This is a genomic window from Cyanobacteria bacterium GSL.Bin1 (genome assembly GCA_009909085.1).
Classification (GTDB): Bacteria; Cyanobacteriota; Cyanobacteriia; order Cyanobacteriales; family Rubidibacteraceae; genus Halothece.
The window spans coordinates 1-26,084 of record JAAANX010000072.1 but is presented as its reverse complement, the minus strand read 5'-3'; the positions used below and the strand labels follow the sequence as shown (position 1 = coordinate 26,084).

Here is a 26,084-nt window from a genome sequence, read left to right as displayed (position 1 = left end):
CCCAATAGCGAAGGCACTTGTTCCGCACAAATTGCATGGTACGGATCGCCTCATCTATGGCAGACAACTGCTTTTGCTTGGCTCTAATTTTGTACTCTAAAACCAACATTTATGCTCTAGTAGGTGACTAAACTTATCTTAGCACGTTAAAAGTTTGTTCGTCTTCGACTCATCCTCACGCTTTGCTCCGGGCCTTAGATCCAACGGCTAAAGCACGTTGGTTTTACGGCGATTCCTATAAATTGAGAGACTGCTCCTAAAACAAATATTAAGACTAAGTTGAAGATAACGCCATCTGTTTCAGCAATAGACCATTCATCGCACTTTGAAAGAAAACTTAAATTACAGAAAGCCACGGTAAAAGCCTATCCTCACCTTCACTCTGGTTGGGAGGAGTGGGTGAACATTCCCTCCTGGAAATGAAACTATTTGCAGTTCATTTAGTCCATAATTATTAGTTGGAATTAATTCCCAATTATAATGCAAGATACAGAATTAATATCCGGTTCCTGCATCACATTCTTGGGATGGATTTAAGGTAACCTTGCAAAAAAAGGAGGCAACGATTTCATAATGTTGAGAATTTTTTTATTGGGATTAGGCGTCATTCTAGGTTCTGCTTCACCTAGTTTTGCTTTTGGAGACAAGGAAACATTTCATCGCCAGCAAGATGTTTTAATTGCTCATGTCAATCCAGAAGTAATGAAAATTATTAATGAAGCAATTCAGAATAATCCTGATGATCCTAACCCTTATTTACAGAGAGGCTTAGCTTACAATCATTTAGAAGAATACGACAAAGCACTCGATGATTTTAACCAGGTAGTTGAACTTGATCCCGATAATGTGGATGCATATAATTTTCGGGGAACCATGCATTATCGTCTAGAAAATTATCAGCAAGCGCTTGCCGATTATAATCGAGCAATGGAAATTGATCCTGATTATGCATTGTTATATTTTAATCGGGGTTATGTGAAGGTAGAATTAGGAGAAATTGAACGCGCGATCGCGGACTTTGAAAAAGGAGCCAAACTTTCCAGAGACCAAGGTGATTTTAATACTTATGAACAAGCCCAAGCCTTGATTAAAAAACTGAAAGTAGATCCTGAATCAGTTAGCCCGACTCGTCAGAATAATGGTTACCATTAGGGAATTGCTGGGAGTGCGATGCTCTTTTCACAAACAACCCCAGTGAGTACGTAGTTCATTTTTTTTGCTAATTTTTTCAATCAACTTTGAGCTGTAACAGGTTGCTGTTCTAAAGTAGAAAAAACTGATAATAGCTCATCGACACTGGCATTTGAAGATAGGAAAGAAAAAAGATGTTTATAGAGCAAAGTGCCTTCTTGATCTAAGACAAATTGAGCAGGTAAGGGCGCCCCTAAGGCTTGACCCACACCATATTTACGGAAGACACTACAAGTGGGATTACTCAGTAACGGAAATTTAATTCCTAAGTCTCGCACAACTTGTTTGGTTTGGGCAACATCCGTGCTGGTCAACATTAAAAGCTCAATTCCCTGCGCTGTAAATTCTTCATAACGCTGGTTTAATTCAACAATATGAGGATAACAAAGGGGACAATATTGTTTTTCGGTAAAAATGCGAGTAAAAGCGAGGATCACTGGTTTTTGATCGCGATAGTCGTTTAATTTGATTTGCTGATCGTTGGTCAGATCAGGAAGTTCAAAATTGGGGGTCTTTAACCCAATAATCATTGGGCTACTTGCAGGCAATGGGAAAAAATTATTAAAAAAGCATTGGTTAAATAAGCCTCTAAAATCAGTTGAAGTTAACATGATGGCTAGCTAATAAAGAATCTGATTACTTATTGATCTTAAGCGATGCTTCCTCCTAGTTTCATCCTCAATCAAGGTTAGACTAGGGGAAAACAAGGAATGTTTTGGCTGATGCCGATGGGATTAATCGTTAGTTAGGTAGAAGCTGATCGCGAAAGACAACAGCAAGTGTAGTGATTGCGCCTTGATTGATTCCCATTTTGCCATTTAAGCCCAACAAGCATTGAATACATTGATTTGAGTAACACTCAGGTGATGAGCTTTGAAATTAGCTATACTGTTTGTTTTAGCTGACACTTAAGGGCAATTCCCACAATCATGCAGTTTGATATTATTATCGTTGGTGCAGGTGCCGCCGGACTTTATACCGCTTTATGTCTTCCCCAACACCTCCGAGTTGCCATTGTCAGCAAGGATGAACTAAAAATTGGGGCCAGCGATTGGGCACAAGGTGGAGTCGCAGCAGCGATCGCGCCGGGCGATTCAACGGAAAATCACTATCAGGATACGCTCAAAGCCGGGGTTGGACTCTGTATTCCGGAAGCAGTAAAGTTTCTCGTGGAAAATGCTGCTTCTAGTATTGAAACCCTCGTTGAGTTAGGGGTGCAGTTTGACCGCAAAGGGGAAGAATTGGCAATGACCTTAGAAGCTGCCCATTCTTATCCACGGGTGCTTCATGCCGCAGATACCACCGGACGCGCGATCGTCAATACCCTTACCGAACAAGTTTTAGCCCGTGAGAATATTACCGTTATTCCCCAAGCCTTTGTCTTGCAGTTAGATATCAATCCGCAAACGCAACATTGTGAAGGGGTCCGTCTTCTCCATGACAATCAAATTCAATGGGTAAAAGCCCCAGCAGTGATCTTAGCAACCGGCGGTGGCGGGCAAGTCTTTGCTCAAACTACCAATCCTATGGTGAGTACCGGCGATGGGGTTGCTTTAGCCTGGCGTGTCGGGGGTATTTTAAGAGATGTGGAATTTTTCCAATTTCATCCCACCGCCTTAACCAAACCCGGCGCACCCCATTTTTTAATTACCGAAGCAGTACGAGGAGAAGGCGCTCATTTAGTGGATGAAACCGGCTATCGCTTTTCCTTTGACTATCATCCTGATGGCGAATTAGCCCCCCGTGACGTGGTGAGTCGCGCGATTTACAATCATCTCCACAAAACCGCTGCTGATCCGGCTCATGCAACCGTATATTTAGATTTACGCCCAATTCCGCGAGAACGCATTGAGTATCGCTTTCCGAATATTATTAAAGTGTGTCAGTCACATGGCATCGATATTTTCTCACAGCCAATTCCCGTTGCACCCGCAGCCCATTATTGGATGGGCGGGGTCGCGGTTGATGTCAATAGTGCCACTTCTATTCCGGGCTTGTATGCAGTGGGAGAAACAACCAATACAGGAGTTCATGGGGCAAACCGCTTAGCGAGTAATTCTCTTCTAGAGTGCTTGGTCTTTGGACAACAATTTAAAGCAATGACCGTGGCACCCTTAGCAGACGTGACCATGCCAGAACCCCTCACCTGGGGAGAAACCAATTGGACAGAAGAAGTGAAGTATCTTCAGGAATTACGAGAACAGTTACGGGTTTTAGTGTGGGATACTGCAGGAATCTCTCGCACGGAAACGGAATTAGCCCACGGCTTAGCGCAAGTAGAAGCCTGGCGGCAAGAAGTCGCAACTTTAACGATTGCTAAGTTTTTACAGGGAGAAACCGTTGCGGCTGCGATCCAATTCAGCGATCCAGAAGCAGAACAGCAATTGCGTTGTGCTGGAGAAACGTTTAATCTATTGGATGTAGCGTATTTGGTATTGAAAAGTGCTTTGTTTCGCCAAGAAAGTCGGGGCGGACATTATCGTGCTGACTATCCACACTCACGCCCAGAATGGCAAGTTCATACATTGATCCAAAATGAAACTTGGTGGACAATGGGCAGTGACCAGTAACCAGCTTACCCTGAGCCTGTCGAAGGGTGACCAGTGACTAATGACTAATAACGAATCAAATGACAGATGCCAATCGAAAAATTAATGAACTGAAACGAGAAATGCAAAGGCTTTATGAAGAAGTAAAGACCTTGAAAGTTGATATTGAACCCGGCGGTCATATTTCGGAAGGATTTGATCGTCTAAGTGAAGATATGGATCATCTTAGAAATGACTTGAATCAATTTAAAAGCGAAATGAGAAAAGAGTATCACCAACTCTCTCATCAAATTAATCAAGTTTTAGCGCGTCAAGAAGTCATGTTAGAAGCCTTTACTAAGCTTTCGGATTTGCCAGAAGAGTAAAGCAATAATTAACAATTAATAATTAACCAAGAACAATTAACAAAAATGCGGACCTACTATTGCGGAGACTTAAAAGCAAAACAAATTGGTGAAACCGTAACCTTATATGGTTGGGTGGATCGCCGTCGCGATCATGGCGGTGTGATTTTTCTGGATGTGCGCGATCGCGCTGGGATTATTCAAGTGGTTAGCGATCCCGAACGTACTCCCGACTCCTATCCCCAAGCCGAAAAGATCCGTAATGAGTATGTGGTAAAAGTAATTGGGCGGGTGAGTCAACGTCCAGAAGCGTCTCTCAATCCTAACTTACCCACGGGAGAAGTGGAAGTCTATGCCGATGCAATTCAAGTCTTGAATGCGGTACGGAAACAGCTGCCGTTTCAAATTGCCAGTGATGAAGCGGATACTGTGCGGGAGAACATTCGCTTAAAATACCGCTATCTGGATTTACGGCGAGAGAGACTCAATCAAAATCTTCATCTCCGTCACCAAGTGGTCAAAGCCATTCGTCGCTTCCTCGAAGATGAAGAAGACTTTGCCGAAGTGGAAACGCCTATCCTCACTCGTTCCACTCCCGAAGGCGCCAGAGACTATCTGGTTCCCTCCCGCGTCAACCCCGGACAATGGTTTGCCCTTCCTCAGTCGCCGCAACTATTTAAGCAATTGCTGATGGTGTCTGGCTTTGATCGTTACTATCAAATCGCCCGCTGTTTCCGGGATGAAGATTTACGGGCGGATCGGCAACCGGAGTTTACGCAGCTAGACATGGAAATGAGTTTCCTCTCCGAAGACGAAATCCTTGACCTTAATGAACGGTTGATTTGTCACATCTTCAAAACCGTCAAAGGAATTGATCTGCCGCGTCCGTTCCCGCGTTTAACCTACAATGAAGCCATGAGTCGTTATGGCAGCGATCGCCCTGATACCCGCTTTGGCTTAGAATTGGTCGATGTCTCCGATATTGTCCAAGATTCTGGCTTCAAAGTCTTTTCCGGTGCCGTAAAAAGTGGCGGTTTAGTGAAAGTTTTACCCATTCCCGGCGGGAACGATCAAATTTCCAATGTCCGTATCAAACCCGGTGGTGACTTGTTCAAAGAAGCAGCAACTGCTGGCGCGAAAGGCTTGGCTTATGTGCGGGTGCGGGAAGGAATGGAAATTGATACCATTGGTGCCATTAAAGACAATCTCAGTGAGGAACAAAAACAGGAATTATTGCAACGAACCGGTGCCCAACCGGGACATCTCTTACTCTTTGGCGCAGGAGATACCGTCACCGTAAATAAATCGTTAGATCGCGTGCGTCAAGCCTTAGGCGAAGAACTCGGTTTAATTGATGAAAATGCCATTAACCTGCTGTGGGTTACCGAGTTCCCAATATTTGAATGGAACCCTGATGAGAAACGTTTAGAAGCCCTGCATCACCCCTTTACCGCCCCCCATCCTGATGACTTAAACGATATCAAAACCGCACGGGCGCAAGCCTATGATTTAGTCTATAACGGCGTTGAAATTGGCGGGGGGAGTCTCCGCATTTATCAACGGGAGATTCAAGAAAAGGTATTTGAAGCCATTGGCTTATCCCCAGAAGCAGCAGATGAAAAATTTGGTTTCCTTCTCGAAGCCTTCGATTATGGAACCCCACCCCACGGCGGGATTGCTTACGGTTTAGATCGCTTGGTTATGCTACTCGCCGGCGAAGAATCCATTCGCGATGTGATTGCGTTTCCGAAGACCCAGCAAGCCAGTTGCTTGTTAACTGAAGCCCCTGGCGCAGTAGATGAAAAGCAACTGAAAGAACTCTATGTTGCTTCCACCTACGATCCGGAGATGGAATAATGGTAAAAAATCTAGAACACTTAACCATTCATCAGTTTCGAGGTTTAAAGAACTTAGAATTGCGCGATCTTGGAACTATTAATTTGCTGGTAGGAGCGAATAATTCTGGAAAAACAAGTGTTCTAGAAGCCATTGCAACTTATTGTCGTCCGCTTGATCCAAAAGCATGGTTAAATACCGCTTGGAGTCGGGAGATTAAATTGTCTCGCAAGCCTCAGTTAGATGCTTTACGTTGGTTATTTCCCCAGTCTGGACAAGAGCGCGCTGGTGATCTTTATACAGGAGAGATCATAACCTCAGGAGAGGGACACTTTTCTCTCAGAGAATCACGGGCAATTTATGAAGAAATCGAGGGTACCCTTGATCAGCAAGAGCAAAATAATCTAGAAAGCGAAGAAGATATTGGCGATGAGATTATTAGTGGTGATTATATAGAAAGAGGAGCTAATTTTTCCCTAATCGCAAAAACAGAAATTGATCAAGGAGAATTATTCAACAAACCTTCCCAACTTTTAGATCAAAAAGAGAGTATTCAGTTATGGGAAAGTGAACGTCGTCATGTTTTCCGAAAAAATCGTTCAGATTTAGCTCTTCCAGTAGAACTCATTCTTCCTTTTTCACATCGTGCTGAACAACTACAAGTTGAGTCACTTTCTAATGCAATAGAACAACAATTTAAGTCAGAAATAATTGATTTACTACGTAACCTAGATCAAGGGATTGTGGGTTTAGAAATTTTATCAACATCGCGCGATCGTAAAGAAAGATTGTATATTGATCATAAAGATATTGGTATTGCTCCTTTAAGTGCATTTGGTGACGGCATAAGGCGTTTATTGTATATCGCATCAACTTTAGTTCAAGCAAAGGGAGGAGTTTTACTCATTGATGAAATCGAAAGTTCTATTCATACGGAAGTCTTAGATCCCTCCTTCACTTGGTTGATTAAATCTTGTCAAGACATGGAAGTGCAATTATTTGCAACTACTCATAGTTTAGAAGCAGTAGATGCAATTTTAAGTAGTACTGAACGAGCACAAAACTGTAATGATCGACGTTTTTTTGATGATTTAGTTTTATATCGTCTAGAAGTAAATAATGGAAATCACATAGCCAGACATTTTAATGCAGAAAAATTACATATTTTAAGGGAAGAATTAGGTCAAGAAGTACGATGGTAGAATATGCTTTTATTGGTGTTGAGGGGAATCATGATCAAGCATTTATTGGAAAAGTACTGAAACTATTGGGACTTCATGATTTCCGAGAGCAGCAACGAGGATTACGTGAGAACCTTGACCCTTTTTGGAGTAAATTAGTTCCGTCTTATCCTACTAAGAAAGGAGAATTATACAAACGCCTTCCTATGCCTTCTATTCTCTACAACAGAAATTTATCTGTAGCAATTTATGGCGGTGAAGGTAGCAATTTAAAGACTAAAGTAGATGCAATTCTTAGTAATGAACGTACTTATCAAACAGACTTATCTAGCTTTGTCATAATTGCAGATGCGGACAAGCAAGGAATTAACGAAGTGATTAAACCTTATGTTGATTGCTTTCGACAATATTTTCCCAATTTTCCAGAGCAAGCAGGCGAGATCAAGAAGAGGGATCAGACTTATACAGGAATTTATGTGTTACCCAATAATTCTTCACAAGGAACATTAGACCAATTATTATGTCAATGTGGAGAAGTCGCCTATTCAGAATTTATTAGTAGGGGCAAGGCTTATTTAGAGACTTTTACAGAAGATGAACGCAAGGAAATGAAATGGAAGCCGTTTGATTATGAAAAAGCCTTAATTGCTACGGTTGTTAGTGTTTTAAAGCCCGGAAAAACCAACACAGCAAGTATTAATGATAATAAATGGGTTAGTGACCAAACTAAAGAAGTAGTGCACGATCTAAAACAACTTATTGAATTTCTAGCAGATGCCTTGAAGATTGAGATTTAATATGAAATTCCTTCTAGGAAAATGAAGCATCATCAAAGATTTCAAAGTAAGCGTAATTTTAACCAGAAGGCGAAAAAGGGTAAGGCAATGCGATAGGAATAGTTTGCCCCATAGATTAGTCCTTTTTGTTCCAGACTATTTAATGCTCCCTGTAAGCCTCCCCCACGCGACAGTTGATGCTTTTTAATGTAGTGTCGAGATTGAGGACGGTCGGTGGGATCGAGGGCAAGGCTTTCCAAAATTCGGACTTGGTTAGAAGGAAGTAAGGTTAGCAATGTCTCGAAGGTAACTGACATATCCGCTACCAGTGCCAACAAACTCCGATAAACATGATGGGCAGAAATGGTGGCATCTGCATAACCATTGGCTTTGTGATCCAGCCAAATGCGTTGAGCCAGCGTTATTGCATCACCAAAATGCCCTTGCACGTAACTCAGAAATAGCTCAATTGCCTGATCTTCGCTGTTAAATTGTAGTCCTTGTCGGGCCATGGTTTTCACTAACCAGGCTTTGATGACCCCATTTTCCAACGGAAAAAGCTGAATGACTGTCAAATTACTTTCGTTAACCCAAGGTTCGACAACTGTAGTGACTAGAACATAACTGACCCGAGTATGCTCTTGAACAACTTGCCTTAAATAAGTTTCCCATTTCCCTTGCCGATCCCAAGACCGAAGATGGGGAAAATTTTGAAACATCATTACCACCCGACAATCAAGTTCCTCTGACAGAAATTGAGGCAAGGTTAACAAGGCTGTAAAGAGTTGCCATTCTTGACCAGTAGGGAGATGCCAAACCATCTGCACGCCCTGACTGGGAGAAGATTCAATCGTTATCGGATGTGGCAGTACCCACTGTTGTAACAATTGAATTTCTTCTGGGCTAGAAAAACAGTCTGTGATGCTGTTGGCAACGAGCCTTAAAAACTGTTTCGCATTAGTGCTACGGAGACAATCAATCTCTAAAAGTCTGGCTTTAGTTGCACGGGTGGCTTCCCGTAAGATCGTGCGACGCCCCATCCCCGGAATCCCTACCAACACAAAATCCTTGTCTTGTAAAAGCAGTTCACAAATCTGGTGGAATTCACTCTCACGGCTAATTAGGTTGGAAGGTAGAAACGGGTTACTATTCATCAAGATTTTAGATTGGCACTAAAAAATAGTGTCAATTTATTAAATATGGCTCTATGATTAAGTGTATAACTTCATTCATTTCGGAGTTTCAACAATGTCGTTCCCTTCACTCTCGACTGATTTATCGGCAACTGCTCACTGGCATACTCTTTTGCCAGAAGATGCAATCAGCTATCTCAAAAGCGATCGCGCAACCGGGTTAAGCAACGAGCAAGTTTCAGATCGCTTACAAACCGTTGGTCCCAACGAATTAAAGGAAACCGCCGGACGGCGCACCTGGGAAATTATTCTTGACCAGTTCAAGAACATCATGCTGATTATGCTGATTGTAGTCGCCTTGGTGTCTGCTGGCTTAGACATCATGGATCGTTCGTTTCCTAAAGACGCGATCGCGATTTTTGCGATTGTTCTCCTCAATGGGCTTCTCGGGTATCTCCAAGAAAGTCGCGCCGAAAAAGCCCTCGCTGCCCTGAAGCGGATGTCATCGCCTCGGATTCGCACCATTCGCGACGGACGAGAACAGGAAGTATCAGCAAAGGAGTTAGTCCCTGGGGACTTAATGCTACTGGAAGCCGGAGGACAAGTGGCAGCAGATGGGCTGTTACTGAATGCCTCTAACCTACAAGTGCGAGAATCAGCACTCACCGGAGAAGCAGTGGGGGTCAGCAAACGAGCGGGCATTCTCTTAGCTGCGGATACCGTTTTAGGGGATCGCGTAAACCAAGTTTTCCAGGGAACGGAAGTGCTACAAGGACGCGCGACTGTCTTGGTAACGAATACAGGGATGCAAACGGAACTGGGACGGATTGCTCAATTACTGCAAACCGTTGAGACTGAACCCACTCCCCTCCAACAGCGCATGGCACAACTGGGAAATGTACTCGTATCAGGGGCTTTAATTCTCGTTGCTTTCGTGGTCTTAGGAGGATTATTACGCACAGGGAATCTCAGCTTATTTGATGAATTATTAGAAGTGTCGCTGAGTATGGCAGTAGCCGTGGTACCGGAAGGTTTACCCGCCGTCATTACAGTGACTCTCGCCTTAGGCACGCAGCGCATGGTCCGTCGTCAAGCACTGATTCGCAAACTGCCTGCTGTGGAGACACTGGGTTCGGTTACTACCATTTGTTCCGATAAAACAGGTACCCTGACCCAAAATAAGATGGTGGTGCAAGAAATTCATACTGGGGAACACTCTTTTCAGGTTACCGGAGAAGGCTATCGTCCCCTCGGTGAATTTTACCTGAGCGAGCAGCCGATTATCCCCTATACCTACCCAGATCTCATGAATTTACTCCAAGCGAGCGCCCTTTGCAACGATGCCACGCTTCAGCAGGAGGGGAGTTTATGGACGATTTTAGGCGATCCCACTGAGGGGGCGCTGCTCACCCTAGCAGCAAAAGGCAGTTTTTATAAAACCACACTCACTGAAACCTATCCTCGCCTTGCTGAAATCCCCTTCTCCTCCGAACGGAAACGGATGAGTGTCCTCTGTGGTTCTTCCGATTCATCTTACTTCCTATTTACGAAAGGATCGCCAGAGCTAGTGCTAGAGCAATGTACCCACATCCAACAAGGAGGATCGACCTGCTCAATGACTTCAGATCAGCGCGATCGCGTTCTGGAACAAAATAATGAAATGGCACAACGGGGATTACGAGTTTTAGGGGTCGCCATGCGTCAATTGTCCCAACAGCCTGAAGAAGAAAAGCTCAATGAAGCAGAGCAAGACTTAACCTGGTTAGGACTGGTCGGAATGCTCGATGCCCCTCGTCCAGAAGTGCGGACAGCCGTTGCTCAATGTCGGCAAGCGGGAATCCGTCCCGTGATGATTACTGGCGATCATCCCCTCACTGCTCGCGCGATCGCGCAAGATTTAGGCATTAGCACAACCGAAGAAAGCTATCTCACCGGGAAAGAATTAGAACACCTTAGTGTAGAAGACCTGGAGGAAAAAGTTCTGCAAGTGAGTGTTTATGCCCGAGTTGCCCCAGAACACAAATTACGGATTGTGCAAGCCTTGCAACGACGCGGTGAATTTGTTGCCATGACCGGAGATGGGGTAAATGATGCTCCCGCCCTGAAACAAGCCGATATTGGCATTGCCATGGGCATTACTGGCACTGATGTCAGTAAAGAAGCCAGCGACATGGTCTTGCTCGATGATAATTTTGCCACGATTGTTGCTGCGACCGAAGAAGGACGGGTGGTTTATGATAATATTCGGCGCTTTATTAAATACATCCTCGGTAGTAATATTGGCGAAGTTTTGACCATCGCTGCCTCGCCCTTAATCGGACTCGGTGGCGTTCCCCTGACCCCTTTACAAATACTCTGGATGAACCTGGTTACTGATGGACTCCCAGCCCTCGCCTTAGCCATGGAACCCGCTGAACCGAATGTCATGCAGCGTCCGCCCTACAATCCCCGAGAAAGTATTTTTGCCCGCGGTATGGGGTCGTATATGATTCGTGTTGGCTTAGTGCTTGCTATTCTAACTATTGCGCTTATGGTTTGGGCATACTCCTATACCCATGGGGCGGACTATCCTCGTAATCCTGAAACCTGGAAAACCATGGTCTTTACGACCCTTTGTCTGGCTCAGATGGGTCATGCCTTAGCCGTACGGTCTGACACGCAATTAACGTGGGAACTGAATCCGGTTTCTAATCCCTATGTTTTAGGATCGGTACTCCTCACGACTGTCCTGCAACTGCTACTGATTTATGTGCCTGCTTTGCGAAGCTTTTTTGGCTTGCATCCTCTTAGCGCGATTGAGTTGATCATCTGCTTGGGCTTTAGTACCCTAATGTTTGTTTGGATTGAAGCGGAAAAATTTTTGATCCGCACGGTAATGTCTCGTCATTCCTAGTTCTTTCAGTTTTGGGTTAGCCACCTTTTTTATTAGTACGAGGGAGAGGAATCGTGTACTAACCACTGTATGACTTTAAAAGCCAGCCAATAATAATTCCTAAGCCTCCGAACCGGACAGCTAACCAAAAGGGTTCAACTAAATCTTTCCAAGTGACGAGACGGCTTTCAAGATTATACTGCAACCCTTCGATTTCCGATTGCAGGCGTTTGAGTTTTGTTTCTAACTCTTCTTTTTGAGCGCGATCGCGCTGCAATTGACTATATCGTCGTCTCAAATCAACGAGATCGGCTTCGACTTGTTGGAGTTGGGTTTCCCATTGTTGGTCATCTGGTGGGGGCTGAGAATTAGCAGCAGGCATTTTACAATAGATCGTATTGGCTCGTTAGTCATTGTACTCCTGGAAGGGAAAACTAAACTTATGTCACAACTTAGTCCGTCTGCCACCAGCGACGATCTCTCAGAAAAAAACACCTTGGAACTGGCGCAACTGCTTGCTGACAAGTGCGCGATCGCGCCTAATGATTGGCATCGTCTCAAAGCTAACCGTAAGGCGCAAGCTAACCAACACATCACAGCTGCTTTAGTGTATCTCCAATCTTCTCAAACCGAAGAAGCCCTTGCTCACCTTAAACAAGCAGTGGGTTGGTTAGATCGCTCAATTTCGGCACCCCCTTGTCCAACCCACGGGAAACATTAAACATTTACTGTTATTTTCAACACTTCCCAACCTTTCCCTTGGTAATCATAGGAAAAGTGTTGGGGATGTAACATTTCGGCCAGCATTTCTAAAGAATCGACCAGACGTGGACCGGGACGATTAAAATAAGCATTGCCATCGGCAATATACACGCAGTTGTTTTCTACGGCTGTTAGTTGTGACCAACCTGAATGTTGGGCTAAGACTTGCGCTTCGAGGCGCGTGCGTTCTAAGTTAAAGCCACAAGGCAGAATGACAATTACATCTGGATCAATATCTAATATCTGTTGCCAGTCAAGATAGCGCGATCGCGTTCCCGTCTCATCCAACACCGGCGTTCCGCCTGCCATGTTGACCAATTCCGGTAACCAATTTCCCCCCGACATCAGCGGCTCGATCCATTCCAGTGTCACCACTTTCGGGCGCTCTGCCTCTGGAATTTCGTCAGTAATTCGGGTACAGGCATCAACCCGATTTTGGAGATTTTGTAAAGCCGCTTGAGAGTCAACACCGAGACGGTCTGCCACACGTTTCATATCAGCCCAGACCTCGGTCAAAACATTCCCCTGCAGAGAAATCACTTCCGGTTGAGTTGATACCATCTGGGAGACTGCTTGCTGCACTTGTGCCATACTGACCGCACAAGCATCACACTGATCTTGCGTAATAATATGGGTTGGTTGTAATTCTTCGAGAACATCAACCTTAATTTCATAAATACTCAGTGCCGATTGCATCAATTCTTGAACATCTTGATCAATCCCAACACTATTCTTTCCAGGGTTTAAACGGGCCTGTGTACAAACGGGTAAAGCGTGTACTTCAGGAGGATAATCGCATTCGTGAGAACGTCCCACTAAACAATCGGTTAGACCTAAAGCAGCAACGGTTTCTGTTGCACTCGGTAACAGGGAAACGATTCTTAACGTGTTAGATTTCGTCATAATAGCCTAGGAATTAAATGAGCAACAAATAAAGAAAGATGATGTAGCGAAACTTTGCCTCTAATTCCTTTGTAACGAATATTGAGAGAAAGAATCAATTTTTTCTATCTCCAGAAAGAGAAAATACTGATACTGGGTAAACTTGCTTTAGCTTAGTCACAGCTTACGCCGGGATTTGATTCCGGCGCCTGCTATAACCGTTGATCCAGACAAACCATGCCAAACGAACCTTCTCCTGCCCGCTTAAGCCTTTATTTACTCCCAATTGCCGGAATCATTCCTGCACTATGGACACTCTCCCGACAAAAAGAAAACCATCGAGAACGCGCAGTCAGTCGCTTATCGGTCATCCTTGCTTTATCGTGGTTAATTGCTTATAGTCTTCTTGGTGTTGGCAGTCAGATTACGCCTTCTACCGTTTGGTCAGTGCGATTACTTTATCTCGACGGATTAATCACATCAGGTTATTTTGTAACTTCCTTTGTGTTACTCCTTCGTCTTTGGCGAGGAAAAACACCAAAACTTCCTGGAATGAGTACCTTAGCCGATCAACTCTTTCGGTCCCGTTCTACGTAATTTTTCGCAAAACTGTAATCAATCTGATCTTTTTTCTTAAAATGAGCCTCTAAAATAAATCAAGATATCATTACAAAAAAGTGAGTGTGAGGAAGCCTGTGCAAGTCCAAAGAACACAACCATCTGCAAGAGCGAAAAAAGTCACAACTCCGACAAAAAAGCAGTTTCGGTCCCCCAATTGGTTTTTAATTGGACTGGGATTATCAGGAGTCGCGATGCTCTCAGCTACCGCTGGTGCTTTATTAGCAGTAACTTTATCATCCAAACCGTTACAAGTCAGCCCCAATACCCCTGAGCAAGAGGCAGCCTTTAATGAGGAACAAACCATTTCCACACAGGCGCCTTTGCAATTGCCGAAGTTAACTCGACCAGTGAACATCCTAGTTTTAGGAACCAAAGTCTTAAGCTCTGACTTAGGACAATCGCCACAAGAAGTAGGGGGATATCATGCCCGAGTGAATTCCTTTAAAGGGTTAACGGATACGATGTTACTGATGCGGTTTAACCCGAATACAGATGATCTTTCGATCCTTTCCGTTCCTAGGGATACACCAGTTAATTTACCGGGTTACGGACGGGTCAAAATCAATACAGCGAATCAACGGGGGGGTGCAGCTCTTAGTGCAGAAGCCATTAGTGATTTATTGGCGGATGTTCCCATTGACCGCTATGTCCGTGTGAATGTGCAAGGGGTCGAAAAGTTAATTGATGCTTTGGGCGGCGTCGAGTTCTATGTGCCCAAGGATATGAAATATCGTGATGATAGCCAACATCTTTACATTGATATCAAAAAAGGCAAACAGCGTCTCGATGGCGAAACCGCTGTTGATTTTATGTTGTTCCGTCATGACGAGTATGGCGATATTGGACGGGTCCAACGTCAACAACTTTTGATTCGAGCAGTGATTGATCAAGCATTGCATCCCGGAACGCTAGCCAGAGTTCCCAGTATTTTTTCTGTCATTCAATCCAATGTGGATACGAACTTAAGTGTAGAAGAAATCTTAGCGTTATCAGGCTTTGCAGCGCAACGAGAGCAGAAAAATATTGAAATGTTAATGTTACCGGGTCGGTTTGGCAATGTCGAAGTGGCAGGACACAATGGGACGATTAGCTATTGGCTTCCCAATCATCGGCAAATCGATCAAATGATGGCTCGGAATTTCGATGTCGGTTACACTGCCCCGAGTCAAGATGAAGAAGTGTCTCCTTATATTCGCATTGCCATTCAGGACAGCACGGATCGTCCTCAGGCGGTGCAGTCAGTTAATCAGGTCTTACAGGAAGAAGGATTCCGCAATGTTTATGTAGCGTCTGATTGGGGGGAACCCTTATCTCAAACGCGCATTGTTGCTCAAAATGGCAATATCGAAGCGGCAGAAGCCGTTGCAAATGCCTTAGGGGTCGGGGAAGTCTTTGTGGAAAGCACAGGCGCTTTAGATTCTACAGTGAGTATTCAGTTAGGAGAAGACTGGTTAGGGCGACGAGCAATCAGAGAAGAAAGCACAGATTAGGAGATTGTTGTCGTTTCTGTTCCTAAATTGCTACTGCTCATGGTTGGGGGAAGATTACTCTTTTGAGAAAGCAATCTTAAAGTGCTTTTCAAGGTGGCAGCAATGGGAACGGCGGTTAAAATGCCCAAATATCCAGCAACTCTTGCACCGACCATTAAGGAAAATAAAATAACAATGGGATTGAGTCCAGTGAGGGTACCTAACAAACGGGGAGTCACTGTATTCTCAATAATTTGATCCAGAATTAGGGCAACGGCTAAGACTTTTAATCCCAGCCAGATGCTTTTTAGACTGAGGACTAAGCTAATCACAAAAATACTGAGAATAGCGCCGAAAGGAATTAAGCCCATGACACCAATTCCGATCGCGAAGAGGAGATAAAAGGGAACATTCAGTAACCAAAAGGTAGGAATCATCGTGACGGTTAGAGAGACCGCAAGGGTGAACTGATTGACCACATAACTGTTGAAATTGCGTCGCAGCGATCGCAGCACTTGCGGTCCTTGTTCAGGAAACCAACTTTCAATGGTACTGTGCAGAAACCCTTGATAAAAAATCGCTAAAAAAACGGTCAAAACCAAGATAAAAAAGACTTGCAGAAAGTTACTAATCGTTCCCAGAGCAAAATTGGGCAATTCCATAAGGATTGACTGCAATTGATCTTTAAGTGTTACGGCGATTTCGTCACTCCATGCACTGAGATCAATTTTGACTAACATCGCTAATTGTTGGAGCTGCGCTTCAGCGGATTCTGCCCAACTAGGAACGCGATCGCGCAACGTTTCAAACTGTTCGATTAAAAAAGGAATGCTAAAAAGGGCAACTAAGCCACTAATTATAATTGCAATAAAGAACACCAGCAGCACGGAATAAACACGCCTGATCTGTAATTTTTCTAAAGCCTGCACTGGATAATTCAATAAAAACGCGAGGACAGACGCCGCAACGAAACTGCTAATTAACTGGTTAAAATAATCGATAAAGAGCAGTAACAACCACCCATCTAAAATAATTAAGGGAAAGACTAATAGCACAACCAGCCAACGAGGGATGGCAGTGCTTAAACGGTTATACCAGGGGGTGAGAGTGTTCATTTTCCTTGCGTCATTCCAAAAGTCACTTTCCAGATGATAGATCAAACTTACCGAGAACTGAGAGCTTTTCCCTCTCAAGAAAGACAGGATTACCCAGGAAACTTCGATGGGATTAACATCACGATTCTGGATTTTGTAAGATGCAGTTAACCGCCAAAACTGATATGCGATGGAAACACCAAAAATTTATTGGGCAGCCCCTTTATTTACCCAAGCCGAACAAAGCTTTAATCAGAATCTTGCAGCAGAATTAGAACAACACGGTTATACCATTTTCTTACCGCAAAAAGAATGTGCTGGAATTACGGGAAAAGCCATTTATGAAACCTGTCTCTCTGGCTTGTGTTCATCAAATCTAGTGATTGCGATTTTAGATGGAGCGGATGCTGATAGTGGTACCTGTTGGGAATGTGGTTATGCCGTCAGTCAAGGAATTCCAGTCATTGCTGTGCGCACTGATTTTCGAGACAGTGGCGATATCAAAGGCTTTAATGCCATGCTTTATTACAGTGCCACTCAGGTGATTGAAGCCGGAGAGGAAGGATTAACCTTAGCGATGATTAAGGCAATATCGGAAGCCCTTTAATTTCTTGGTGATGAGGAAAAAAACACCCTCCTCCTTTGGCATGGGAAGAGGGTAAAGGATCAACTAAACCTTTTGCGTCTGCAATTGCTTGTCATCGACCCAAACACTGTGAAACCCATAGGGAACCCGTTGGGGCATCATCACTCGCGCTACCGGGTCTGCTGTAAAGTTTTGCGCGTCAATGACCAATAACTCAGAGGTGTCGGCATGATGATCATGAATCAAAGTCAGTAACCAACCGTCATCCTCTTCTGTACTCCCTGGACGCGGCACAAAAGAGGGGTCGCCACCATATCGTCCTTCTCCAAAGGGATGAAATTGAGAGGTTTTCTGGTGAAAATCGTGCTTAATAACGCCCTCAAATAAAGGCGTTTCACCATTTGCCATTTGTGCTGTATAACCGTAGCGAGTGGGATAGCCTAACCAGCGCTCATTCAACGCTGGAAATTCGGAAGGAGTGGGTTCTAAGTTCTCTTCCTGTACGGTTCCTGTACTCAGATTAAACCGCCACTGCTGTAACCGGGGAATATCACCCTCAGGATCTTTGAAGGCACTGTCACTAACGAGAACATTGGTTGAACTCATACGACACGCAATTAAAACCACTTCCTCTCCATCTTCATAAGCATTGAGAGTATGGAAGACATAACAAGCGGGCGCTTCAAACCAGCGGATACTATTTTTATCGCCATGACGGGGCATAATTCCAAAGCGAGACGGTCGATCCGCCTCAAACATTAAAGGGGGTTCTCCCCGCTGCATTCGTTCCACACTAAAGGTAAGGGGCAAATCCATGAAGATTGTATAGTGTTCTGTAATCGCAAAATCATGCATCATCACCCCCATTGGCAGATCAATGGGAATCGTCCATAGTAATTCTCCGGTGGCAGCAGCTAAACTGTACTTGAGAAAAGGTGGTTCGGCAAAGGAATAGCCATAAAACATCATTTCTCCGGTTACTGGATCGACTTTGGGATGCGCTGTGAAAGGGGAAGCCAGTTTTCCGTTGTAAGTATAAAGACCAATGGTTTCTAACTCCGGGGTCCGTAGCGCATGAGGGGCACCTCCTTCCCAAAGGGCTAACAGTTGACCCCCATGCCAAACCAAAGCGGTATTAGCCACGTTTTTTACTGCCCCATCCGGGTTATCCTGGGCCGGTTCTAGTAGTCCTTTCCAGAGGGCTTGACCGGCTTCTTGTTCGGTTTGAAAACCTTGGGTCCGAACATACCGATTGCGATAGGAGGCTTTGCCCTGATGAAGCCGAACTCCATGTACCATGGCATCCCCATCAAACCAATGATAAGTGCCAGGGGGAGAAAACTGTGGGTTGGGACCATTGCGGAGAAACATCCCTGAAATTGCGGTTGGCAGTTCGCCAATTACCGTGAGGTTTTGAGCGGTAATTTCTTGGCGAATGGGAGCATAATTGCCTTCTAGATAAGGGTTAGCGCGGGTTACTGTCATCGGTGATCGCTTGTTGAAGGTATTGTTTGCTATGATGACATTTTTCACCTTGTGAACTACCCGATGCTCGTGCTACGCACAGACCGAAGCGTAGGTGAGGACGGGGCTTCCCCGCGATTAGCTAACTTTTTGTGGTTGCGGGTGGATGTTGCAAATCTCGCTTGGGATCGCCCAGTTCCCGTACATTCGCCGCAAATTCTAATAAAATCCCATTGGGGTCAAAAAAGTAAAAGGAAGACATAAAAGTTGTTTCATCCACTTCTGGAACGTAGCCTTCCGGAACATCGGCATGGTGCAGAATGGGAGTCGTTTGAACCCCTTTCGCGATCAGTTTGGTCCGATAGTCTTCTAACTTCTCGGGAGCAACCTGAAAGGCAACATGATGCATTGAACCATGAGCGGTTTGAAGATTACCCGTTTGTAACCCGTTGGGATCAACAGAAGCAATACCAGGTGAAGCCGCTGGCGCGTCTGGAAACCAGAAAAAAGCGATCGCGTCGCCATTGCCAATATCGAAAAAGAAGTGCTGTCCCCCTTCTGGTATTTCTAGGGTTTTAATCAGTCGTAACCCCAGTGTATTGCAATAAAAATCAACAGTACGAGCCATATCTTGGCACACTAAGGCTAAGTGATTAATCCCTTGCAGTTCAAATTGTTCCATAACCAATGCAGAATAGGCTGATTTAATTAGGATGATGCGTAACTTTGTTATCCTTCCACTTCGCTAGGATGATTAATTAAATTCCCTTATGGAATGAAGGATCAATAATTGAGTTGAACTGAAATTAATGACAACAAAATAACAAAGAGATTTTGGCAATCATCATAACTTAATTCCACAGATTTAAGAGGTGATATTAACCCTAAAATTTAAGTTTAAAAGAAACAAAAAAAGAGTGATGGTAATATTTTTAAGGAATCAATTGAGTCGTTGCCGTGCGACCAGTTTCTTGGCATGAAAGTGATGATACAGTTAAAAATTTGGCAATGGATTGTTTTAGTCATGCCCTTTGTTTTAGTAGTCCTTTTTCTCTTAGTGGCAGCAGGATTACAAATTCAAGCTTGGGACATTAGTTGGATTTGGGGAATGATTGCGTTGCTTTTTCTGGGCTGGCGATCGCTGCTAGCCAAATGGACCAAACCGGCTTTTGAAGATATCGAAACCCTTACTGAACAAGTCACGCAAGAGTTAGAAGCCACCCGGATCGACACGTCGGCTGATGAAGACATTAATCAGCAAGTGGAAACTGCTTTACAAAAGATCCTGAGCAATACCCAAGGGGATCCACCAATTTGGGAAGATTGGCAATTATTTTGGCAGCGATGTCAGGAAGTGGTCAGCGCGATCGCGCAAATCTATAATCCAGAAGTCAAGTATCCTCTCCTCAATATTTACATTCCGCAAGTTTATGGCTTAATGCGCGGGACAGTAGACGATGTGGATCAGTGGATGCAAAAACTTTCTCCCGCGTTAAATCAAGTGACCGTAGGACAAGCCTATCGCGCCTATGAAGTCTATCAGCGGGTGCAACCTTCGGCGCAAACCGCCCTGAAAGTTTGGAGTTGGGCACAGTGGGTGATTAATCCGGTTGCAGCAGCAGCCAGACAACTCGGAAAAGGCTATACCCAACAAGCCAATCAGGAATTACTGGGCAACCTCTCGCAAGTCTTGCGTCAAGTGGCACTGAGACAACTTGCCCAACGCGCGATCGCGCTGTATGGGGGTCAACCTGGAACTCTTTCTCTCCCGGAAACCCCCTCCTCCCAGCAAGACTTTCCCCAAGGCCAAACCCAAACGATTCAAGAGATCCTCGAACAAGCACAACCCCAAACCGAAGTGGAACAAAAACCGGTGAATCTGCTTCTGATTGGTCGGACGGGTGCGGGAAAAAGCAGTGTCATTAACACCCTCTTCCAGTCGCAACAAGCCAAGGTGGATGTGCTACCCAGTACTGACAAAATTGAAAGTTACGATTGGGAGAGTATCACTGGCGACCAATTAACGCTTTGGGATACACCAGGCTACGAACAAGTCAGTGGTCGCGAATTGCGGGGGTTAGTGTTAGAGTATGCGACGACGGCTGACCTGTTGCTATTGGTAACCCCTGCCTTAGATCCCGCTTTAGCGATGGATTATGACTTTTTATCCGATGTGAAATCGGAAATTAATGATTTACCGGTCATCACCGTGGTCACGCAAGTGGATCGCTTACGTCCGATGCGGGAATGGCATCCGCCCTACGACTGGGAACAAGGAACGCAACCGAAAGAGAAAAGGATTCGCGAGGCAACCGAGTACCGCAAGGAACAACTAGCAGCGTTTTGTCAGGATGTCTTTCCTCTAGTCACTTGGGATGCAGAAACCCAACGGGAGAGTTGGAATACAGCGCAACTGTCTTTAGCATTGATGAATCGGATTGCACCCGCCAAACAACTGCGTTTGGGGCGATTTTTGCGCGATCGCGAAGCCCGCAGTGTTGCGGCTGCCAAAATTATTGATCGCTACACCAAACAGATGACTACGACTCAAGGGGTCACGGCACTGCTGAAAAATCCCATTTTAGAGTATATCTCGACCTTCTCCACTGGTTCCCCCGCTTTAGGTAAACTCCTCCTCGAACAAATTCCCCTGGAAGAAGTGCCTCTGGTCATTGGTAAGCTACAAATGGCGTATGAACTCTTTCATCTGTTTAATAGCGAAAGCAGTCTGCAACAATTTGATCTGCGATCGCTGTGGTCGTTATTATTAGACCATTCCGAATCCCCAGAAAAAAATGCCTTTGCCTTTGGTCATGCCTTAATTGCCTATTGGACCCAAGAATTAAGTGTGAATCAACTGCGAGAAACCTTTGAAGACTATCTTTAACTGGAGTTTGCATCGGGTAGCTTGACCATCTAATCCCTGCTGTCGTAGTAATGACACTCTGATGAAATAACTTGGGACGATAGTGGAAGCATCAACATGAAACTGAACATCAATCTTTGCCCTCTCAGCATAATTTAAAAACTCTTGTTAATTTATACAAAATTTATGCCAAAAGCAATTAAAACTGCGATTACAATCGCATAAAAGGTTATGCTCAAAAAAGATGAAATCATTAGCTTCACTGAATTCATCCCCGTTACTGGAATAACGATTGCAATTATCCAAGAACCAAAAATCGGTGTCAATATTAAAATAAACCAAGCTCCATAACGATCCATAGAACGTTGGACTTTTTTAGACGAACGCTTTTTAAGTTTTTCTAACTGGCGCTTAACCCAAACAATTTTATTAATTTCTTGATAGAAAAAAATAAGAATGGGAATCGGTGTGAAATTACCTAATACAGACCAAAAAATAGCAGAAACATAGTCAAGTCCTAAGGCAATCGCACTAGGTACTGCTACATAAATTTCGAGGTAAGGAAAAAAAACCAAAAACCAAGCGGTTGCAGCCTTACTAGTATATTCTGTAATACCCATTATTCACAACAGAAACTTGGGACAGAAAAAGTCTGCCTCTTTAACAGTATCATAAGCGAACACTTTTACTCCCAGCTTCAAAACGTGCCTACATTTGCTCGCTATTCTAGCTTTTAAGGCATCTCGTATCAGCGACAAGTAAGACAGTCTAAAGTCACTCCTTTGAGCAAAAAAAGTGAGTTAAGGAGTCGTCAAGCTGCAACCTGCAGACTCAGACGAACCGTTTAGCCGAAGTCTGTTCCATCTCTTCAACCAGCCCAGTAACTTTTTCAGCAGACCTGATTGAGCCATGAGTAAGGCTAGGTATTCTTCACAGTAGTGATATACTCTAATAACTTTTCTAACTCTCTCATTAGCACCTGAGACTCATTCAAATATTGAGCAGTACGTCTCGAAGCTTGTGCCATTTCTGCGAGATTATTTGTTGCTAAATCACTATTACTTTTGAGTTGAGAGAAACTGTCTAAAAGTGGATCAAGCTGTTTCATTTCTTCTGTTGTGCGCGCCATTAACGTTTCTAGTTCCTGTAATCGTTCTGTGGATTGGGTAAATAATTGATTTAAGTCTTCGCTAGCTTGCGTATTCGTCGTTAATAAATTGTCGTGGAAGTTTTGGCTTTCTTCCATGATCTTATGTTGTAGTTCTTGGTGTTGTCGGAGTAGATTTTCTTCTTCTTCTTGTAATTGTCGGTAACTCCGATAAACTTGGGTTATCGTGCTCAAATAAGAGCTGTGTACTTCTTGAATGGCACCGGTGAATTCTTTAATTTCATCAATGAGTTGCTGAAACTCTGATTTAACCAGCTTTTTTTCATAATTTTCTCCTAAACTAGAAATTTCGCCCCCTAATAACCAACCGACAATACTAGTTGATAAAGCACTCCCTAAAGGATAGAGAATTGCATTGAGTTCCCCTTGATTAAAGGCACTACTCCCCAGCAAAATGAGAGCAGAAGCAAAGCCAATCAAGGTATGAAGATAGCCGGCTGTTTGGATACGATTTCCGGCTTCTTCTTTTAAAGATTGAGGGATAAAAAAGAACCCCCAAAGAACAAGAATGAGTAAATGAGATAAGCCTTCAATGAGTAAGATTTCGGTGGAGAAAACTTGACTAATGGCAATTACCATTCCCAGGATAATGCCTAATACATAAATAAAAGTAAAGCCAGCTAAGCTAGATTGAGGATAACGCATTCTTTTATTGAGTTAATTTTGTAATGGTTTTCTCTAATTTTTGAATTGTTTGTTGATGCCAATATTTCCGTAAATTATTTTTCTGCTTTTGATAACCGGGTGGTTGAACTCTGTCCAAAAGATTAATAACATCTAAAGATCTTTTTAGGGTCAAAGCTGTATTATGGAATTTATTTAAATTATGAGTTGCAGCTGATTCATAAAGGGGAAAGTCATTAATTCCCGTTAATTTTAAATTATAATCTTGCTCAATTTCCATCAATTCTTTGATCATTGCTTGACCAAGTTTCTGTTTTTCTAAATCTTGAATCAGATTTTCATAAGAAAGATTGAGTGCATTGAGAAAGGTTCCTACTGCTGTAAAGGGATCACAGTAAGGAAGTAAACTTTCTAGGCGATAGGGAAGGTAATAGAAATTAACTTGCTTTAAAATTAATTCGGTGGTTTTCAACTTTAAAGAATCAAGCGTCCGATCTTCAGCCTGTTTGTAGAGAGTTTGTTCAGGAAATAAAAGGGAATGATATTTTTTGAGAAAGATTAAAGCACTATCTTGTGTTTCATCACCTGAATCTTGACCATGAGTTTGCCCAATTTTTTGCCATAGCTGGCGCAATTGAATCCTCAATTGAGTAACTTGTTGGATTAATTGCACTAAAAACTGATCTTTAAAAGATGGATGATTCATGAGAAATTTAGGGACAATTGGCGACCCTACCACAACACTCTAGGAATGATTCATCTATTGTAAAAGGTTTGAGTAATTATAACGTCTAGACTATGGTTTGTTGGCATTGACCCCGATGACTTGATCCTTTTTGATCCTTCAAGTAACCTTTGAGCAGGCTAAGTAGCGCGATCGCGTCACGGGCAATTGCCGGGGTTTATCAAGGGTTGATGCTCAAATCAGTCCCGCTAGCAACCTGAGGCTTTGGTTGTAGAACAATGAATGCTAATCTACTCTTGTCGCTCCTCGCAAGAGCAGCACAACTTGAAACGGCAGTAACTCTACCAGCCCGTGACGACTGGTACCAACCTCGATTACGATGAAAATCAAAGGAATCCTTTTTACATTTTTCTGTGTTGCCTGTTCACTGGTGATTGGATGGCATCTGGCGATTGGGGCGATGGCGGACGATTCTTCCACAGATTCAAGTGTTCCCACTTGGACAGCAGAAACCTCTGATTCCAATATTTTAGGTTGGATGGAAGGAGCGCCGCCGCCGCCCGATAAAATTATCCGGTTTGATAACGGCAGTTACGCTCAATTTCCCCAGTGGCGCTGGACGGTGTGTAATTTTCAGCAGTTGATGCCCACCAAAGCCGTTAGCCGGCAACTGACTCCTGCCAAACCTCTGGAAACTTCACTACTTGAAGGGATTGACAACATAACGTTTATGCCATTAAATGCGACAGAGCCCATGACCTGGAAGCAGTCTCTAGCAGCCAATTTCACCGACGGCATATTGGTTATGCATCACGGTAAAGTTATCTATGAAACCTTTGCCGGTTGCCTAGATCCCACGAAGCGTCATGGGGCAATGTCTATGACTAAATCTTTTGTCGGCTTGCTCGGTGAAATGTTAGTTGCTGAAGGCCAGCTGGACGAAACTAAGCTAGTTCGGGAGTATATTCCGGAATTGACGGAAAGTGCTTTCGGCAATGCTACGGTGCGTCAAGTGATGGATATGACCACTGGGCTACGTTATAGCGAGGACTATTCAGATCCCGATGCAGACATCTGGCAACATGCTGCTGCAGGCAATCCGCTACCAAAACCCGCAGACTACACGGGGCCGAGAACTTACTTTGAATTTTTGCAAACAGTGCAACCGGAGGGAGAACACGGTCGCAGTTTTGGATATAAAACGATCAACACCGATGTACTGGGTTGGCTGATCGCTCGAGTTACTGGAAATACTCTGACTGAGGTACTCTCAGAGAAAATTTGGAGCAAAATTGGGGCTGATTTGGATGCCTATATGTCAGTAGATTCCATTGGCACGCCATTTGCTGGCGGCGGTCTGAGTGCCGGTCTGCGTGACATGGCTCGCTTTGGTAAAATGATTCTGGATAACGGTAGGGTTGGGGATCAACAAGTGGTTCCGGAATCGGTGATTCGCAAGATTAGTCAAGGCGGCGATCGCGCAGCATTTGCAGATGCGGGCTACTCCTTGCTTGAGGGATGGAGTTATCGGAGTATGTGGTGGATTCCCCATAATGACCATGGTGCTTTCATGGCAAGAGGCGTTCACGGTCAATCTCTTTATATTGATCCGCAAGCGGATATGGTTATCGCCCGTTTTGCTTCCCATCCGGTGGCTGGCAATGCGGCGATTGATCCGACCACCCTCCCTGCTTATCAGGCTGTGGCGGATTACCTCCTTCAGCGCGATCTTCCTTAAGGAGTTTATCTTGAAATTTTCACTCAATAATAGTGATTGAATAACTTTGCAAAAGTAAACAACACGACTTGGCAATTTTGGGAAGAAAAGAGAGCCAAAACAGAGTAAGGTAAACAATGAAATTAACTGGCAAGAGCGCGAGAACATAAGTCCCGCGCTGTAATCTCTGATTCAGCGTCGGGATATCCTCACTTCCTCGTCGCTTCGCTCCTGCGTCGCTGCGTTGGAGTCTCGCCGTTGATT

24 protein-coding genes are annotated in these 26,084 nt (G+C 44.1%); 13 read left to right on the top strand and 11 right to left on the bottom strand.

Features of this window, described 5'->3' with window-relative positions; all coding sequences use genetic code 11:
- The coding region (locus GVY04_09180) for a transposase (protein NBD16303.1) at window positions 1–109 on the bottom strand (109 nt) is incomplete at its 3' end.
- 464 nt (window positions 110–573) lie between these two features.
- Here GVY04_09180 and GVY04_09175 point away from each other — a divergent pair.
- Entirely contained in the window at window positions 574–1,152 is a 579-nt protein-coding gene (locus tag GVY04_09175; protein ID NBD16302.1) for a tetratricopeptide repeat protein, read from the top strand.
- An 80-nt stretch (window positions 1,153–1,232) separates the two neighbouring features.
- Here the strand turns inward: GVY04_09175 and GVY04_09170 are convergent, their stop codons facing one another.
- A complete protein-coding gene (locus GVY04_09170) occupies window positions 1,233–1,802 on the bottom strand; it encodes a redoxin domain-containing protein (protein NBD16301.1) in 570 nt (189 codons plus the stop codon).
- A 318-nt stretch (window positions 1,803–2,120) separates the two neighbouring features.
- On the opposite strand from GVY04_09170, the gene nadB reads away from it, so the two are divergent.
- From nadB to GVY04_09145, 5 genes are read left to right on the top strand one after another with little or no spacing between them, the layout of a single operon-like run.
- Complete coding sequence (gene nadB, locus GVY04_09165) at window positions 2,121–3,761, top strand: L-aspartate oxidase (GenBank protein ID NBD16300.1); 1,641 nt, start codon at window positions 2,121–2,123, stop codon at window positions 3,759–3,761.
- 59 nt (window positions 3,762–3,820) lie between these two features.
- A complete protein-coding gene (locus GVY04_09160; GenBank protein ID NBD16299.1) occupies window positions 3,821–4,105 on the top strand; it encodes a hypothetical protein in 285 nt (94 codons plus the stop codon).
- A 45-nt stretch (window positions 4,106–4,150) separates the two neighbouring features.
- Complete coding sequence (gene aspS / locus GVY04_09155) at window positions 4,151–5,941, top strand: aspartate--tRNA ligase (GenBank protein ID NBD16298.1); 1,791 nt, start codon at window positions 4,151–4,153, stop codon at window positions 5,939–5,941.
- On the top strand, window positions 5,941–7,122 hold the full coding sequence (locus GVY04_09150; protein ID NBD16297.1) for an AAA family ATPase: 1,182 nt from the start codon (window positions 5,941–5,943) through the stop codon (window positions 7,120–7,122). The genes aspS and GVY04_09150 overlap by 1 nt, the downstream gene beginning before the upstream one ends.
- The gene (locus GVY04_09145) at window positions 7,116–7,898 is read left to right on the top strand and encodes a hypothetical protein (protein NBD16296.1); all 783 of its coding nucleotides are present in this window, start codon (window positions 7,116–7,118) and stop codon (window positions 7,896–7,898) included. Before GVY04_09150 ends, GVY04_09145 begins: the two co-directional genes overlap by 7 nt.
- Window positions 7,899–7,939: 41 nt before the next feature.
- Here the strand turns inward: GVY04_09145 and GVY04_09140 are convergent, their stop codons facing one another.
- Window positions 7,940–9,031 carry an ATP-binding protein gene (locus GVY04_09140; GenBank protein ID NBD16295.1) on the bottom strand — a complete coding sequence of 364 codons (1,092 nt, stop codon included), beginning with the start codon at window positions 9,029–9,031 and terminating at the stop codon, window positions 7,940–7,942.
- A gap of 94 nt (window positions 9,032–9,125) precedes the next feature.
- On the opposite strand from GVY04_09140, the gene GVY04_09135 reads away from it, so the two are divergent.
- Window positions 9,126–11,903, top strand: a complete 2,778-nt coding sequence (locus GVY04_09135; GenBank protein NBD16294.1) for an HAD-IC family P-type ATPase — start codon at window positions 9,126–9,128, stop codon at window positions 11,901–11,903.
- Window positions 11,904–11,961: 58 nt separating this feature from the next.
- Here GVY04_09135 and GVY04_09130 read toward each other — a convergent pair whose 3' ends face one another.
- On the bottom strand, window positions 11,962–12,264 hold the full coding sequence (locus GVY04_09130; GenBank protein ID NBD16293.1) for a hypothetical protein: 303 nt from the start codon (window positions 12,262–12,264) through the stop codon (window positions 11,962–11,964).
- Window positions 12,265–12,324: 60 nt separating this feature from the next.
- Here GVY04_09130 and GVY04_09125 point away from each other — a divergent pair, with 60 nt between their 5' ends.
- Window positions 12,325–12,603, top strand: coding sequence for a hypothetical protein (locus GVY04_09125; protein ID NBD16292.1), 279 nt, complete (start codon window positions 12,325–12,327; stop codon window positions 12,601–12,603).
- On the opposite strand, the gene GVY04_09120 is transcribed toward GVY04_09125, so the two are convergent.
- Window positions 12,600–13,547: an ABC transporter substrate-binding protein gene (locus GVY04_09120; protein ID NBD16291.1), complete on the bottom strand. Its 948-nt coding sequence runs from the start codon at window positions 13,545–13,547 to the stop codon at window positions 12,600–12,602. The two genes, GVY04_09125 and GVY04_09120, sit on opposite strands and share 4 nt — an antisense overlap.
- 216 nt (window positions 13,548–13,763) lie before the next feature.
- On the opposite strand from GVY04_09120, the gene GVY04_09115 reads away from it, so the two are divergent.
- Entirely contained in the window at window positions 13,764–14,123 is a 360-nt protein-coding gene (locus tag GVY04_09115) for a hypothetical protein (protein NBD16290.1), read from the top strand.
- 215 nt (window positions 14,124–14,338) lie between these two features.
- Complete coding sequence (locus tag GVY04_09110; GenBank protein NBD16289.1) at window positions 14,339–15,637, top strand: LytR family transcriptional regulator; 1,299 nt, start codon at window positions 14,339–14,341, stop codon at window positions 15,635–15,637.
- Here GVY04_09110 and GVY04_09105 read toward each other — a convergent pair.
- Window positions 15,634–16,731 (bottom strand): AI-2E family transporter, encoded by a 1,098-nt coding sequence (locus GVY04_09105; protein ID NBD16288.1) that lies wholly within the window; start codon window positions 16,729–16,731, stop codon window positions 15,634–15,636. The two genes, GVY04_09110 and GVY04_09105, sit on opposite strands and share 4 nt — an antisense overlap.
- 169 nt (window positions 16,732–16,900) lie before the next feature.
- Between GVY04_09105 and GVY04_09100 the strand changes: the two genes are divergently transcribed.
- A complete protein-coding gene (locus GVY04_09100; protein ID NBD16287.1) occupies window positions 16,901–17,317 on the top strand; it encodes a nucleoside 2-deoxyribosyltransferase in 417 nt (138 codons plus the stop codon).
- Between the two features lie 63 nt (window positions 17,318–17,380).
- On the opposite strand, the gene GVY04_09095 is transcribed toward GVY04_09100, so the two are convergent.
- Together GVY04_09095 and GVY04_09090 are read right to left on the bottom strand one after the other, a co-directional pair.
- Window positions 17,381–18,781: a 9-cis-epoxycarotenoid dioxygenase gene (locus GVY04_09095; protein NBD16286.1), complete on the bottom strand. Its 1,401-nt coding sequence runs from the start codon at window positions 18,779–18,781 to the stop codon at window positions 17,381–17,383.
- 121 nt (window positions 18,782–18,902) lie between these two features.
- Entirely contained in the window at window positions 18,903–19,442 is a 540-nt protein-coding gene (locus tag GVY04_09090) for a VOC family protein (protein ID NBD16285.1), read from the bottom strand.
- A gap of 303 nt (window positions 19,443–19,745) precedes the next feature.
- Between GVY04_09090 and GVY04_09085 the strand changes: the two genes are divergently transcribed.
- Window positions 19,746–21,647: a GTPase gene (locus GVY04_09085; protein ID NBD16284.1), complete on the top strand. Its 1,902-nt coding sequence runs from the start codon at window positions 19,746–19,748 to the stop codon at window positions 21,645–21,647.
- 152 nt (window positions 21,648–21,799) lie between these two features.
- Here the strand turns inward: GVY04_09085 and GVY04_09080 are convergent, their stop codons facing one another.
- The 3 genes from GVY04_09080 to GVY04_09070 all read right to left on the bottom strand — a co-directional run bounded on the left by GVY04_09080 (window position 21,800) and on the right by GVY04_09070 (window position 24,091).
- Window positions 21,800–22,246 carry a hypothetical protein gene (locus GVY04_09080; GenBank protein NBD16283.1) on the bottom strand — a complete coding sequence of 149 codons (447 nt, stop codon included), beginning with the start codon at window positions 22,244–22,246 and terminating at the stop codon, window positions 21,800–21,802.
- Window positions 22,247–22,545: 299 nt separating this feature from the next.
- Complete coding sequence (locus GVY04_09075) at window positions 22,546–23,439, bottom strand: hypothetical protein (GenBank protein ID NBD16282.1); 894 nt, start codon at window positions 23,437–23,439, stop codon at window positions 22,546–22,548.
- A gap of 4 nt (window positions 23,440–23,443) precedes the next feature.
- Complete coding sequence (locus tag GVY04_09070) at window positions 23,444–24,091, bottom strand: hypothetical protein (GenBank protein NBD16281.1); 648 nt, start codon at window positions 24,089–24,091, stop codon at window positions 23,444–23,446.
- A gap of 391 nt (window positions 24,092–24,482) precedes the next feature.
- On the opposite strand from GVY04_09070, the gene GVY04_09065 reads away from it, so the two are divergent.
- Window positions 24,483–25,841 (top strand): serine hydrolase, encoded by a 1,359-nt coding sequence (locus GVY04_09065; protein ID NBD16280.1) that lies wholly within the window; start codon window positions 24,483–24,485, stop codon window positions 25,839–25,841.
- Window positions 25,842–26,084: the final 243 nt, after the last annotated feature.